Source organism: Cellulomonas oligotrophica, from assembly GCF_013409875.1.
GTDB classification, from domain to species: domain Bacteria; phylum Actinomycetota; class Actinomycetes; order Actinomycetales; family Cellulomonadaceae; genus Cellulomonas; species Cellulomonas oligotrophica.
Genome location: NZ_JACCBK010000001.1, coordinates 3,921,466 through 3,935,040 on the forward strand (window position 1 = coordinate 3,921,466; position 13,575 = coordinate 3,935,040).

Here is a 13,575-nt window from a genome sequence, read left to right on the forward strand (position 1 = left end):
CGCACCCCGCACGGCGCCTCGCGCGGGGCGTCCCCTCAGGCGTCCGCGGGCAGCGGGCCCCCGCGCTCGTCGAGCAGGTCGCGCAGCACGGTGACCTCGCGCTCCTGCGCGGTCACGATGCCTTCGGCCAGGCGCACCACCTGGGCGTCCTGGGCGTGCTCGACCGCGTACCGGGCCATCTCCACGCCGCCGAGGTGGTGGTCGATCATCAGCGCCAGGAAGATGCGCTCGGCCTCGACGCCGTCGGCCTGCTCGAGGCGGCGCAGGTCGGCGGGCTGCACCCAGCCGGGCATGTCGGCCAGCGCCCCGCCGGCACCTGCGTGGCCGTGCTCGCCGGCCATCCAGGCCATCGGGTCGGCCTCGCCGGACTGCGGCAGCCCCCACACGCGCAGCCAGGCGAACATCTGCCCGACCTGCTGCTGCTGGGCGGTGAGGATGTCGAGGGCGATCGCCCGCAGGACGGGGTCGTCCGACCGGTCGCGCAGCATGACCGAGAGCTCGACGGCCTGCCCGTGGTGAGCCTGCATGTCGCGCGCGAAACCCGCGTCGACCGACCCCTCGGTGGGCACGGCCCGGCCGGGGCGTCCGACCAGCAGCCCGCCGGCCGCCAGGCCCACCAGCAGCGCGAGCACCACCCCGGCCGCCACGACCGTGCGACCGGCGCCGTCGAGGGCCCGCCACGTGCGCACCAGCGCGGACGGGGTCTCGGCGGCGCCGGCCGCGGGGTCGGACGTCACGCGACCGGCTCGCCGATCCCGTTGCTGCACAGCGCGCCGGCCTCGGGCAGGTCGGGGTTGAGCAGGTACTTGCGCACGAACGTCTCCAGGCGCGGGTCCGCGGCGTCCTCGAGGGGCAGCTGGTAGCCCCACGCGGTCGCGACGACGGGGGAGCCCAGGCCCTCGTACGGCGTCAGCAGCATGTAGGACTCGCCGGCGGCCAGCTCGGTGAGGATCTCGAGCTGGTCCGCGGGCAGCGCGGGGTCGTACGTGATCCACACCGCGCCGTGCTCGAGCGCGTGCACCGCGTTCTCGTCGGGCACGACCGTGTCGTACACGCCGCAGTTGAGCCAGACCGCGTTGTGCGGGCCGCCGACGGGCGGGGTCTGCTCGTAGTCCACGACGCCCTCGACGTGGTCGAACGAGAGGTCCGCGTACTCCTGCACGCCCTCGATCGGCGCCTCCGCCTCCGCCTCGGCCGCCGCGGTCTGCCGCGCCTGGCCCACGATGACCACGCCGGCCCAGCCGAGCAGCCCCACGACGAGCGCGCCGACGACGGACACCGCGACGATCGTCCGGCGCCGTTCGGCCCGCTTCTGCTGCTCGCGCAGCGCCGCCACCTGGGCGGCCCGCTCCTCGCGGCTCTTGCGTGATCCCGTGCCCGCCATGCGCCGTCCCGTCGTCAGGGCGCGGCCCGTGCGCCGCGCGGACCGTCAGGATAGGTGAACCTTCAAACGTCCGCGTGCGGTGCCCGTCACACGGGCCCCGGCGGTCACGCGGACCCGGCGGTCACGCGGACCCGGCGGTCATGCGGACCCGGCGGTCGCGCGGGCGCGGCGGGCGCGGTAGGCGGCCACGTGCGCGCGGTTGCCGCAGCCGTTGACGTCGCAGAACCGGCGCGAGCCGTTGCGCGAGAGGTCGACCAGCACGGCCGCGCAGTCGTCCGCCGCGCAGGTGCGCAGGCGGTCCCACGCGTCCGAGCGCACGAGGTCGGCCGCTGCCATGGCCGTCTCGACGAGGACCACGGTGGCCAGCTGCGCGTCCGCGACGGTCGCGTGCAGGTGCCAGTCCATGTGGTCGTGCCGCACGAGGAACGGCACCGCGTCGGCCTCTCGCAGGATCGCGTTGACCACCTGCGCGCCCGTGTCGCGGTCGACGTCCCACAGGGCGGACACGCGGTCGCGCGCGGCGCGCACCTGCGCCAGCTCGGCGGCGTCCCGGTCGTGCCGCCCGGTGTACCCCCAGGCGGTGAAGAAGCCGTCCAGGTCGGGCACGGTCGTGAGCGCGTCGCGGCCGTCGCGGCGCCGTGCGGTGTTCACCAGGTCGGCGGCGGCGCGCAGGTTGGCCTCGGTGTCATGGGCGAAGACCACGTTGACTCCTGTCCGACGGCGGTCGTACCGTCATGAGCATACGGGCGAGTGACTCCTGGCAACCGGTGATCCCGGCGGCGTCGGCCCCGTGCCACCCCGTCGCCCGCGCCCGCGGGCCCGCCCCCTGGAGCGTGCACGTGCCGCAGACCGGTGCCCGGGGGGCCGGCGTCCTCGCCGGCCTCGTCGCCGCCCTCGCCTTCTCGACGAGCGGCCCCGTCGTCAAGCCCCTGCTCCTCGCCGGCTGGAGCCCCGGCGCCGCGATCGGCGTGCGCCTGACCGTCGGCGCCGTGCTGCTGGCCGGGCCGGCGCTGCTCGCGCTGCGCGGGAGGTGGTCGCTGCTCGCGCACGAGTGGCGCACCGTCGTCGGCTTCGGGCTCCTCGGCGTGGCCGGAGCGTCGACCATGTACTTCCTGGCCGTCGACCGGCTTCCCGTCGCCGTGGCGCTGCTCGTCGAGTACACGGGGCCGCTGCTCCTCGTCGCGCTCGGCTGGGCGCGCTCCCGGCGGGCCCCGTCCCGCACCACGCTCGTCGGTGCGGCCCTGGCGACGGGCGGGCTCGTGCTCGTGCTCGACGTGACCGGCAGCCTCGACCTCGACCCCGTGGGGCTGCTCTTCGCGCTCGGCGCCGCGGTCGGCAACGCCGCCTACTTCGCGATCACGGCACGGCCCACCGCGCTGCCGCCCGTCACGCTCGCCGGGGCGGGCATGGTCGTCGGGGCCGCGGCGGTCGGCGTCGTCGCGGCGGTCGGCGTGCTGCCCGTCGAGGCGCCCGACGTGCGCGTGGCGTTCCTCGGCGCGCAGGTGCACTGGCTCGTCCCGCTGCTGGTCGTCGGCGCTGTGCCCACCGCGTTCGCCTACGGCGTCTCGGCCGTGTCCGTGCGCCTGCTCGGCGAGCGGGTCGCGTCGTTCCTCGCGCTGTCGGAGGTGCTCTTCGCCGTCCTGCTCGCCTGGGTGCTGATCGGCGAGGCGCCGCTGCCCGTGCAGCTGGTCGGCGCCGGACTCGTCGTCGCGGGGGTCGCGGCCGTGCGGCGCGGTGCGGACCGCGACGTGCTGACCGGTGCCGCTCCCGCCCCGGGCGGGGCCGCGGGTGGCGACGGGCGCGACGCCCCGGCCGACCGGGCGCCGGTCCACGCAACGCGGCCGACACATGCGCGGGGTTAGGCTCGCCGGACGAGCAGGGGATCGACCGGGAGGACGCGACACGTGGCAGGGCTGACCGTCGGTTATGCGGCGATGCTGGAGCAGTTCCACCCCACCGAGGCGGTCGCGCTGTCGGCCTACGCCGAGCAGCACGGGTTCTCGGGCGTCATGGCCGCGGACCACTTCCAGCCGTGGGTGCCCGCCCAGGGGCAGTCGTCGTTCGTGTGGAACGTGCTGACCGCCGTGGGCGAGCGCACCACGGGTGACCTGGGCCCGGGGGTGACCGCGCCGACGTTCCGCTGGCACCCGGCGATGGTCGCGCAGGCGTCGGCGACGCTCGCCGCGATGTACCCCGGCCGGCACTGGCTGGGGCTCGGGTCGGGCGAGGCGCTCAACGAGCACGTCGTGGCCGGGTACTGGCCCGAGGCGCCCGAGCGCATCAACCGCATGTTCGAGGCCATCGACCTCATCAAGAAGCTCTTCAGCGCGTCGCTCGCCGGCAAGGACGTCAAGCACGCCGGGCAGTTCTACAAGCTCGAGTCGACCCGGCTGTGGACCATGCCGGAGGAGGCGCCCGAGATCCTCGTCGCGACCGCCGGCCCGGTCACCGCCAAGCGGACCGGCAAGCACGCCGACGGCATCATCACCGTCGGCGCACCGCTGGAGAAGATCACCGGCCTGTTCGGCAAGTTCGCCGAGGGCGCCCGCGAGGTCGGCAAGGACCCCGACGCGATGCCCAAGGTGCTCCAGCTGCACATGTCGTGGGCCGAGACCGACGAGCAGGCCCTCGCCAACGCGATGCACGAGTGGCCCAACGGGGGCATGAAGTTCCCCAAGGCCGACATCCGCTCGCCGTTCGACTTCGAGCAGATGGCCAAGCTCGTGCGCCCCGAGGACTTCGCCGGGCGCATGGTCATCTCCGCGGACCCCGACGCCCACCGCGCCGAGATCCAGAAGTACGTCGACCTCGGGTTCGACCGGATCTACCTGCACAACGTGGGGCGCAACCAGCGCGAGTGGATCGAGGTCTTCGGGCGCGAGGTGCTCCCGAAGCTGAGCCGGTGACCGGGCTGCGCGTCTGGGCCGCCGACGGCGTGCCCGAGGTCGTCCCCGGCGACGACCTCGCGGCGCTGCTCGTCGCGGCCCTGCGCGCCGACCCGGACCCCGGGCGCCGGCTCGTGGACGGTGACGTCGTCGTCGTGACCAGCAAGGTCGTCTCCAAGGCCGAGGGCCGGGTGGTCGCGGCCGACGACCGTGAGCAGGCCATCACCGACGAGACCGTGCGCGTCGTGGCGACCCGGGAGCACCCCGGCGGGGTGACGCGGATCGTCGAGAACCGGCTCGGGCTGGTGATGGCCGCGGCCGGTGTCGACGCGTCGAACACCCCCGAGGGCACGGTGCTCCTGCTGCCCGTGGACCCCGACGCGTCCGCCCGCGGGCTCCGGCGCGCGCTGCAGGAGGCCTTCGGCGTGCGGCTGGGCGTGCTGCTCACCGACACCGCCGGGCGGCCCTGGCGCCAGGGCGTCGCCGACCTCGCGATCGGTGCCGCGGGGGTGCAGGTGCTGGAGGACATGCGCGGCCAGGTCGACACGCACGGCCGCCCGCTGACCATGACGGTCGCGGCGGTCGCGGACGAGATCGCGTCGGCGGCCGAGCTCGTCAAGGGCAAGGCCACCGGCCGGCCCGTGGCCGTGGTGCGCGGGGTCGGGCACCTCGTGACGGAGGAGGACGGCCTCGGGGCCCGCGTGCTGGTGCGGACCGGGCCGGACGACATGTTCCGCCTGGGCTCCGCCGAGGCGTACGCCGAGGGGTGGAAGGACGCGCTCGCCGCGGGCGGGGCGCCCGGGCCGGCCGGCCCGGACGGGCGCGCCGCGCCGTGACCGGCGACGTCGTCGTGGGCCCGTCGCTCGTGATCCCGCGTGCCGAGCTGACGGTGCGGTTCTCCCGGTCCTCCGGGCCCGGCGGCCAGGGCGTCAACACGACGGACTCGCGGGTCGAGCTGCGGTGGGACGTCGCCGCGTCAGCCGTGCTCACCGCCGTGCAGCGGCAGCGGCTGGTGGAGCGCCTCGGGGCGCGGCTCGTCGGCGGGGTGCTCACGGTGACGGCCTCGGAGCACCGCGAGCAGCTGCGCAACCGCGCGGCGGCGGAGCTCCGCCTGGCCGCGCTCGTCGCGGCGGGGATCAGCCCGCCGGCGCGCGCGCGGCGGCCCACGCGGCCGACGCGGGGCTCGGCCGAGCGGCGGCTGGCCGCCAAGAAGCAGCGGTCGGCGACCAAGCGCCTGCGGTCGGCGAAGCCGGGGGAGTGAGCGGGGCGTCGCCGTTCTGCCGGGTCAGGCCCGCGCGTCGTCGGCGGGCAGCGCGGCCTGCTGCGCCGACTGGACGGTGGCGCCCGGCTCGTGCCCGGCGAGCGGCTCGACGACGACCGCGGTGCCGTAGGCGCAGCACTCGGAGAACGCGCCGATCGCGGCCGAGTCGTACCGCAGCGCGACCACGGCGTTGGCGCCGCGCTGCTCGGCGTCGGCGACCATGCGGGCCAGCACCTCGCGGCGCGACTCGTGCATGACGCGCGTGTACTCGGGGATCTCGCCGCCGCCGATCGCCCGGAAGCCGGCCGAGAGGTTGGCGCCCGCGTCGGTCGCGCGCACGGTCACGCCCATGACCTCGCCGAGGACGGCCTGCGTGCGGTAGCCGGGGACGGAGTCGGTGGTCACGACGATCATGGCCGCGATCGTGCCACGCCGCGGAGGGGCGGGTCGGGTGATCCTCGGTGGCGAGGTCTTGTCACTGGTTGGTGTGACGTGAGTATCATCCGAGAGTCATCGACGTCACAGGGGGGTTTCGTCATGCGCACGTCCACCGTCCCGTCCCGCACACCGTCGGCGCGTCCCGCGCCCGGACCGTCCGCAGGCGCCCGTCGGCCCGCCGGGCTGCTCGCGCTCGTCGTCGGCCTGCTGCTGGCTCTCGTCCCGGCCGCGCCCGCCGCCGCCGCGAACCCGTACGAGCGCGGCCCGGCACCCACCGAGTCCAGCATCACCGCCGCCCGCGGCGCCTTCGCCGTCTCGCAGACCAGCGTCTCCCGGCTCGGCGTCTCCGGGTTCGGCGGCGGCACCGTCTACTACCCGACCGACACGTCGCAGGGCACGTTCGGCGGGGTCGTGATCTCGCCCGGGTACACCGCGCGCCAGTCGAGCATCGCCTGGCTCGGCCCGCGCCTGGCCTCGCAGGGGTTCGTCGTGATGACCATCGACACCCTCAGCGTCTACGACCAGCCCGCCTCGCGCGGACGCCAGCTCGCGGCCGCGCTCGACTGGCTGACCACCCGCAGCTCGGTCCGTGACCGCGTCGACGCCGGGCGCCTCGCCGTCATGGGTCACTCGATGGGCGGCGGCGGCACCCTGGAGGCGGTCGTCGACGACCCGTCGCTGCAGGCCGCGATCCCGCTGACGCCGTGGAACACCGACAAGACCTGGCCCGAGGTCACCACGCCGACGCTGATCATCGGCGCCGAGGACGACAGCGTCGCGTCCGTGACGACCCACGCGCGCCCGTTCTACACGTCGATCCCGTCGAGCACGCCCAAGCAGTACCTCGAGCTCAACGGTGCCTCGCACTTCGCGCCGAACGTCTCCAGCACGCCGATCGCGCGCAGCTCCATCGCCTGGCTCAAGCGGTTCGTCGACGACGACACCCGCTACGACCCGTTCGTGTGCCCCGCACCCGCGGTCGGCACCACCTGGTCCGACGTGCGCTCCACCTGCCCGTTCTGACCGGCACCCCGGGGCCGGCCGCCACGTGCGACCGGCCCGGGGCGGACCGGGAGCCTCAGACGGTGCGGTAGACCAGGCGGCGGTAGAGGGCCTCGGCCGGGCCGCGCTTGTCCGCCCGCTCCAGCAGCACCGCGACGACGACCGTCACCAGCCACACCCCGACGGCCCACGCCACGACCTGCGCCGACCCGAACCCCCGGGCCAGGCCACCGGCCCAGCCCGCCAGCGGCAGCACGAACAGCACGGTCTGCAGCAGGTAGCAGGTCAGCGACCGGGTGCCGACGGCCCGCAGCGCCCGGCCGACCGGGCCCAGCGTGGCGAGCGTCGTCCCGTGCGCCCCGACGACCCACCCGACCAGCGCGGCGAACGCGATCCCGCCCACCGCGCCGGTGACCATGTGCAGCGCGGCCGGTACGACGACGCCCAGCGCCGACGGCTCCCACAGGCCGGCCACCGCGGTGGCCAGGGGCACCGCGCCCACGACGCTCACGGACAGCCCGCCCACGGCCCAGCGCCGCAGCAGCGGCAGGTGCGCCGCCGGGTCCTCCAGCACGCCCGTGCGCGCCGCCCAGATCCCCGCCAGCACCAGCGGCAGCGCGATGACCACACCGACCGGCAGCATCGGCAGCGTCGCCGCGCGCAGCAGCACCGCCAGCAGCGGCGAGGTCTCCGCGGCCGCGAGCTGGTCGCCGCCGTCCACGCCGCCCACGGCCACGGTGAGGGCGTCCAGCGCGCCGGTCGCCAGGCCACCCAGCAGCAGCGCGACGCCGCCGACCACCAGCAGCGTCCGCCCCGACGCGCGGACCAGGAGCACCGCCACCAGCCCGGTGAGCCCGTAGACCGCGAGGATGTCGCCCTCCCACAGCAGCAGCGTGTGCGCGACGCCGAACGCCACCAGCCAGCCCGCGCGGCGCAGCAGGTCGGTGCGGCACGCCGGCCACGGCACCAGCGCCTGCGCGCGGCGTCGCACGACCACGCCGATGCCGTACCCGTACAGCAGCGCGAACATCGGCATCGTGCGCCGGTCGACGAAGAGCGACACCACCCCGTCGACCACGCGGTCGAGCGTCGAGCCGTCGAGCGGGCGCAACCCCACCCCGACGGGCTGGCCCCACAGGTGCGTGACGGAGTTCGCGATCGCGATGCCCAGCAGCGCCAGGCCGCGGGCGACGTCGGGGGCCACGGCCCGGTCGCGCACGGCGACAGGTCCGACGACCGGCACGGGCGGGGGAGCGGGGAGGACGGGGGCGGGAGGCGTCGGCGACGTCATGACCCCATCCTGACCGCCACGGGGCCGTGGCGGCTCGGCCGCGAGGACGGTCTGCGGCGGGTCGGCTCCGTCGCGGGACGGAGACCGCGCCCCGCCGGGCCCGGCAGCGGTCAGGAGGCGGAGCGGGCGGCGGCCTTCGCGGCGCGCTTCGTGGCGCGCACCTCCATGAGCGAGTCCGCGTCCGTGACGTCGGCGATCGAGCGGCGCGCGCCCTCCTCGCCGTACGGACCGGCGACCTCGCGCCACCCCGCCGGCTGCACGCCGCGCTGCTTGCCGAGCAGGGCCAGGAAGATCCGGGCCTTCTGGTCGCCGAAGCCCGGCAGCGCCTTGAGCCGGCGCAGCACCGTGGCCGCGTCCGGGTCGCCGTCGCGCCACAGCCGCGTCACGTCCCCGTCGTAGTCGTCGACCACCGCACGGGCGACCGCCTGCACGCGGGCCGCCATCGACCCCGGGAACCGGTGCACGGCCGGCGGGGTCGCGCACAGCGCCGCGAACTGCTCCGGGTCGGCGTCCGCGACGCGCCGCACGTCCAGCCCGTCCATGCGGTCGGCGATCTTCGCCGGACCGGCGAACGCCGTCTCCATCGCCACCTGCTGGTCCAGCAGCATGCCGACGAGCAGCGCGAACGCGTCCTCGTCGAGCAGCCGGTCGGCGGCCTCGTCCCCGGTCATCCACAGCGCCATGCCCCCATGGTGCGCCACGGGCCCGCCCCGCCGCGAGACCGTCGTCCACAGGGCCCCCGGCAGCGGGCCCCGGGCCGCGGCTACGGTGCGCCGGCCGGGCGGGGCCCGGCGGACGACCCAGGGAGACCCGCCGTGCGCACACGACTGACGATCCGCCGGCCGCACGGCGGCACCCACGACGTCGTGGTGACGACCGACGCCGGGGCCACCGTCGCCGACGTCGCCGACGCCCTCGCCCGCGCGGCCGACGCGGACCCGGGTGCCCCCGCGACGCTCGTCGTCGAACCGCCCGACGGTGGTCCCGCCCGTGCGCTGCCGCGGACGACCGGCGTCGTCGAGGCCGGGCTGCAGGCCGGCTCGACCGTCACGCTCGCCCCGGCCGGGGACGACGCCACCGCCCCCGGGCCCGCCCACGCGCGCGTCGACGTCGTGGCCGGCCCCGACGCGGGGCTGACCGTGGACCTGCCGCCGGGCACCAGCACGGTCGGGCGCGGCCCGGCCGCGACGGTCCGGCTCACCGACCGGCTCGTCGCGCGTACGCACGCCCGGGTCGTCGTCGGTGACGGCGTCGAGGTCGTCGACGCCGGGTCCGCGGACGGCGTCGTCGTGGGTGCCGGGCGCGTCGACCGGGCGGTCCTCGGCCCCGGCGACCTGGTCGTGCTCGGCGAGACCGTGCTGCGCGTGCGCCGCCTCGGGGGCGTGGCGACCGGCGCGGGCGCACCCGGCCCGGACGCGCACGGCCGGGGGACGCGCGGTGCCGACGTCCCGTTCAACCGCTCGCCCCGGGTCGTGGCCCGGCACCCCGACGGCACGGTCGACCTCCCCGCTCCGCCCGACCCGCCCCGCCGGGACCCGTTCCCCCTGCTCGCGCTCGCCGCGCCCGTGCTGCTGGCCCTCGTGCTGCTGCTCGTGTGGCGCAACCCGCTGTCGCTGGCCTTCGTGGCCGTCAGCCCCCTGCTGACCGTCGGCACCTGGGTCGAGCGGCGCGTCACCGAGCGGCGCCGCGTCGCCGAGGCCACGGCCCGGTTCGACGCGGCGCTGACCGCCTGCGAGGACGAGCTCGTCGCCGCCCGCACCGCGGAGCGCACGGCACGGCTCGCGGCGCTCGCCTCGACGCACGAGGCCCTCGCGGCCGCCCGCACCCGGGCGCCCCTGCTCTGGTCGCGGCGCGCCGACGGGACCGACTTCCTCGTGCTGCGCGCCGGGCTCGGCACCACACCCGCGCGCACCCGGCCCGTCGTCCCCGGGGCACCCGACGCCGATCCCGCCCACCGCGACCGTGCGCGCGCGCTCGCCGACCGGTTCGTCGACGTGGACGACGTGCCGCTCGCCGTGGCGCTGCGCGCGAGCGGCGGCCTCGGCGTCGCCGGTGAGGACGCCGCCGTCGACGCCGTGGCCCGCGCGCTGGTCGCCCAGCTCGTGGCCCTGCACGCACCGTCCGAGGTCGCGCTCGCGGTCGTCACGTCCGCACGCCACCGCGAGCGCTGGGCGTGGACGGTCTGGCTGCCGCACGTCGCGTCGCCGCACAGCCCGCTGCCCGGCCTGCACGCGGCCGCGGACGCCGCCGCTGCGGCCGGGCTGGTGGCGGCGCTGGAGGAGCTGGTCGCGTCCCGGGCGGACCGGCACGGGCGGGCCGGACGGGTCACGGCCGTCCCCGCGGTCGTGGTGGTCGTCGACGACGACGCACCCGCCGACCGCGCGCGCCTCGTGCGCCTCGCCGAGGACGGGCCGGCCGTGGGCGTGCACGTGCTGTGGTGCGCCGGGTCCGTGGCGGCGCTGCCGTCGGCGTGCCGGGCCGTCCTCGACGTCGACGCGGGCGCCCTGGGCGACGTGCCCGACGGCACGTGGCGGGCCGTGGCGACCGAGGTGCTGGGTGCGGCCGAGGCGACGGCGCTCGCGCGGTCGCTGTGCCCGGTCGTCGACGCGGGTGCGCCCGTGCACGACGAGTCCGACCTGCCGCGCGCGGTGCCCGGCACGGAGGTGGTCGGCGGTGACGGCCTGGACGACCCGGTCGCGGTGCTGGACCGGTGGCACGCGACGGGGTCGGTGCTGGACCGGTCGGGGCCGCCGGTGCGGCGGCGCACGGACGCGACGCTGCGGGCCGTGGTGGGGCGCGGGGCGCAGGGGCCGTTCGTGCTGGACCTGCGCGCCCAGGGGCCGCACGCGCTGGTCGGCGGCACGACCGGTGCGGGCAAGAGCGAGCTCCTGCAGGCCTGGGTGCTCGGCATGGCCGCAGCGCACGGCCCCGACCGCGTGACGTTCCTGCTCGTGGACTACAAGGGCGGTGCGGCGTTCGCGGACTGCGTGGACCTGCCGCACACCGTCGGGCTGGTCACGGACCTCACGCCGCACCTGGTGCGGCGGGCGCTGGCGTCGCTGCGGGCCGAGCTGCGGCGGCGGGAGCGGCTGCTGCAGCGCAAGCAGGTCCCCGACCTGCTGGCCCTCGAACGGCTGGGCGACCCGGAGACGCCCCCCGCACTCGTGATCGTCGTCGACGAGTTCGCCGCGCTCGTGACGGACGTGCCGGAGTTCGTCGACGGCGTCGTCGACGTCGCGCAGCGCGGCCGCTCGCTCGGCCTGCACCTGGTGCTCGCGACGCAGCGCCCGGCGGGTGTCATCAAGGACAACCTGCGGGCCAACACGAACCTGCGGATCGCGCTGCGGATGGCCGACGAGCACGACTCGACGGACGTGCTGGGCTCGGCGCTCGCGGCGGGCATCGACCCCGCGACGCCGGGGCGCGGTGCGGTGCGGACGGGGCCGGGCCGGCTCGCGCTGTTCCAGACGGCGTTCGTCGGTGGCCGGTCCGCGGGTGCGCCCCCGCGTGCCGCGGTGCGGGTGGCGACGCTCGGGCTGGGGCCGGGGGAGCCGTGGGACGTCCCCGCGCCGCCGGCGCCGGCGGTCGACGACGACGGCCCGAGCGACGCGGCGCGCCTGGTGGCGGCGGTGCGTGCGGCCGCCGACCTCGCGGGCGTCCCGGCGCCGCGACGCCCGTGGCTGCCCGAGCTGGCGCCGTGCGTCGACCTGGCGTCGCTGCCGGCGGGCGCGGGGGCCCTCGCGCTGGGGCTGGTGGACCGGCCCGCGGCGCAGGAGCAGGAGCCGTGGTGCTGGGCGCCGGACGTCGACGGTGCCCTCGCGGTCGTCGGCGCCGGCGGGACGGGCCGCTCGACGGCGCTGCGGACCGTCGCGGCGGCCGCGGCGCGCGACGTCCTCGCGGGCGGCGGGCCGGTGCACGTGCACGCCGTCGACGCCGGCGCCGGGGTGCTGGGTGGCCTCGAGGTGCTGCCGGTGCTCGGGTCCGTGCTGGACGTGGCGGACGCCGAGCGGGTGCTGCGCCTGCTGCGCGACCTCGTGGCCCTGCTCGACGACCGGGCCCGCCGGTGGGCGTCCGTGCAGGCCGGCAGCCTGCCCGAGTACCGGGTGCGCGCCGGGCGGCCCGACGAGCCGCGGGTCCTGCTGCTGCTCGACGGGATCGGCGCGGTGCGGGACGCGTACGAGGGGGAGGGCGGGCGGGCTGGTGCCTGGGCGCTGCTGCAGCGCGTGGTCGCCGAGGGGCGTCCCCTGGGCGTGCACGTCGCGCTGACGGCGGAGCGCCCCGGTGCGGTGCCGACGGCCCTGGCCGCGGCTGTGGGGTGCCGCCTGGTGCTGCGTCAGGCCGACGCCGGTGCGTACGCCCAGCTCGGCGTGCGCGGCGACGTGCTCGGGCCCGACGCGCCGCCCGGGCGGGGCGTCGACGCGCGCACCGGCGACGAGGTGCAGGTGGCGGTGCCGTCCGCGTCGCCCGTCGTCGCCGACCAGGCCGGGGCGCTGGCCGCGCTTGCCGCCCGCCTCGACGCGGCGGGCACGCCCCGCACCCCGCCCGTGCGGCGCCTGCCCGCGGTGGTCCGCGCGGCCGACCTGCCCGCCGCCGTGGACGGGCTGCCCCTGCTGGGGGTCGCCGACGACACGCTCGAGCCGGTGGGCGTCGACCCGCACGGCACGTTCCTCGTGGCCGGGCTGCCCGGCTCCGGCCGGACCACGGCGCTGCTGGCGCTGTCCGGGGCCCTGCGGCGCGCGCTGCCCGACGCGCACCTGGCCCTCGTCGGTCCGGCCCGCTCGCCGCTGCCCGCGGCGGTCGCCTGGGACGACGTCGCGAGGGGTGCGGACGACGCACGGGGCCTCGCCGCGGCGCTCGCGGCGCGCCTGGCGGTGCCGGCCGACGAGGGCCACGTCGTGCTCGTCGTCGAGCAGATCGCCGACCTGCTCGGGGGCCCCGCCGAGCAGGCCCTCACCGAGGCGGTGCGTGCCGCGCGCCGGCAGGGGCACCTCGTGCTCGCCGAGGCCGAGACCACCGCCTGGGGCTCGTCGTGGCCGCTGGTCGCCGAGGTGCGCAACGGGCGCCGTGGCCTGGTGCTGCAGCCCGACACGGTCGACGTCGAGACCCTGTTCCGCACCTCGGCCGGCCGGTTGCGGCGCGGCGACCAGCCGCCGGGGCGCGGGCTGTGGGTGGAGCAGGGGCGGGCCCGTCGGGTGCAGGTGCCGCTGCCCGGGTGACGCAGACGGGGCCGCCGGTGCCCCGCGACGCCCGGGCGTGAGCCGACCAGCCGGGGCTGTGGACGACCGCTGGCCCGCCGACCTGTGGAGGAGCCGCC

Annotated in this window: 12 protein-coding genes; 6 read left to right on the forward strand and 6 right to left on the reverse strand. The window is 77.5% G+C overall.

The features are described 5' to 3' along the window. Nucleotides 1-35: 35 nt before the first annotated feature. The 3 genes from BKA21_RS17985 to BKA21_RS17995 all read right to left on the reverse strand — a co-directional run bounded on the left by BKA21_RS17985 (nt 36) and on the right by BKA21_RS17995 (nt 2,086). Nucleotides 36-737, reverse strand: a complete 702-nt coding sequence (locus BKA21_RS17985; protein WP_239072950.1) for a DUF305 domain-containing protein — start codon at nt 735-737, stop codon at nt 36-38. Continuing rightward, nucleotides 734-1,384, reverse strand: coding sequence for a thioredoxin-like domain-containing protein (locus tag BKA21_RS17990; protein WP_140460343.1), 651 nt, complete (start codon nt 1,382-1,384; stop codon nt 734-736). The genes BKA21_RS17985 and BKA21_RS17990 overlap by 4 nt, the downstream gene beginning before the upstream one ends. A 138-nt stretch (nt 1,385-1,522) precedes the next feature. Then, nucleotides 1,523-2,086 carry a CGNR zinc finger domain-containing protein gene (locus BKA21_RS17995; RefSeq protein WP_140460344.1) on the reverse strand — a complete coding sequence of 188 codons (564 nt, stop codon included), beginning with the start codon at nt 2,084-2,086 and terminating at the stop codon, nt 1,523-1,525. 137 nt (nt 2,087-2,223) lie between these two features. Between BKA21_RS17995 and BKA21_RS18000 the strand changes: the two genes are divergently transcribed. The 4 genes from BKA21_RS18000 to arfB all read left to right on the forward strand — a co-directional run bounded on the left by BKA21_RS18000 (nt 2,224) and on the right by arfB (nt 5,530). After that, a complete protein-coding gene (locus tag BKA21_RS18000) occupies nt 2,224-3,246 on the forward strand; it encodes an EamA family transporter (RefSeq protein ID WP_239072951.1) in 1,023 nt (340 codons plus the stop codon). A gap of 72 nt (nt 3,247-3,318) precedes the next feature. Beyond that, nucleotides 3,319-4,290: a TIGR03557 family F420-dependent LLM class oxidoreductase gene (locus tag BKA21_RS18005; RefSeq protein WP_140460572.1), complete on the forward strand. Its 972-nt coding sequence runs from the start codon at nt 3,319-3,321 to the stop codon at nt 4,288-4,290. Then, on the forward strand, nt 4,287-5,105 hold the full coding sequence (locus BKA21_RS18010; RefSeq protein WP_140460346.1) for a coenzyme F420-0:L-glutamate ligase: 819 nt from the start codon (nt 4,287-4,289) through the stop codon (nt 5,103-5,105). Before BKA21_RS18005 ends, BKA21_RS18010 begins: the two co-directional genes overlap by 4 nt. Continuing rightward, complete coding sequence (gene arfB, locus BKA21_RS18015) at nt 5,102-5,530, forward strand: alternative ribosome rescue aminoacyl-tRNA hydrolase ArfB (protein ID WP_140460347.1); 429 nt, start codon at nt 5,102-5,104, stop codon at nt 5,528-5,530. The genes BKA21_RS18010 and arfB overlap by 4 nt, the downstream gene beginning before the upstream one ends. A gap of 24 nt (nt 5,531-5,554) precedes the next feature. On the opposite strand, the gene BKA21_RS18020 is transcribed toward arfB, so the two are convergent. After that, on the reverse strand, nt 5,555-5,944 hold the full coding sequence (locus BKA21_RS18020) for a YbjQ family protein (protein WP_140460348.1): 390 nt from the start codon (nt 5,942-5,944) through the stop codon (nt 5,555-5,557). Between the two features lie 123 nt (nt 5,945-6,067). On the opposite strand from BKA21_RS18020, the gene BKA21_RS18025 reads away from it, so the two are divergent. Further along, on the forward strand, nt 6,068-6,991 hold the full coding sequence (locus BKA21_RS18025) for an alpha/beta hydrolase family protein (RefSeq protein ID WP_140460349.1): 924 nt from the start codon (nt 6,068-6,070) through the stop codon (nt 6,989-6,991). Nucleotides 6,992-7,046: 55 nt separating this feature from the next. Here BKA21_RS18025 and BKA21_RS18030 read toward each other — a convergent pair whose 3' ends face one another. After that, on the reverse strand, nt 7,047-8,261 hold the full coding sequence (locus tag BKA21_RS18030; protein ID WP_140460350.1) for a DUF418 domain-containing protein: 1,215 nt from the start codon (nt 8,259-8,261) through the stop codon (nt 7,047-7,049). Between the two features lie 110 nt (nt 8,262-8,371). Beyond that, nucleotides 8,372-8,944: an HhH-GPD-type base excision DNA repair protein gene (locus BKA21_RS18035; protein ID WP_140460351.1), complete on the reverse strand. Its 573-nt coding sequence runs from the start codon at nt 8,942-8,944 to the stop codon at nt 8,372-8,374. Nucleotides 8,945-9,076: 132 nt separating this feature from the next. Between BKA21_RS18035 and BKA21_RS20045 the strand changes: the two genes are divergently transcribed. Then, nucleotides 9,077-13,477 carry a type VII secretion EssC family protein gene (locus tag BKA21_RS20045; RefSeq protein ID WP_170209110.1) on the forward strand — a complete coding sequence of 1,467 codons (4,401 nt, stop codon included), beginning with the start codon at nt 9,077-9,079 and terminating at the stop codon, nt 13,475-13,477. The last annotated feature ends 98 nt before the right edge of the window (nt 13,478-13,575 follow it).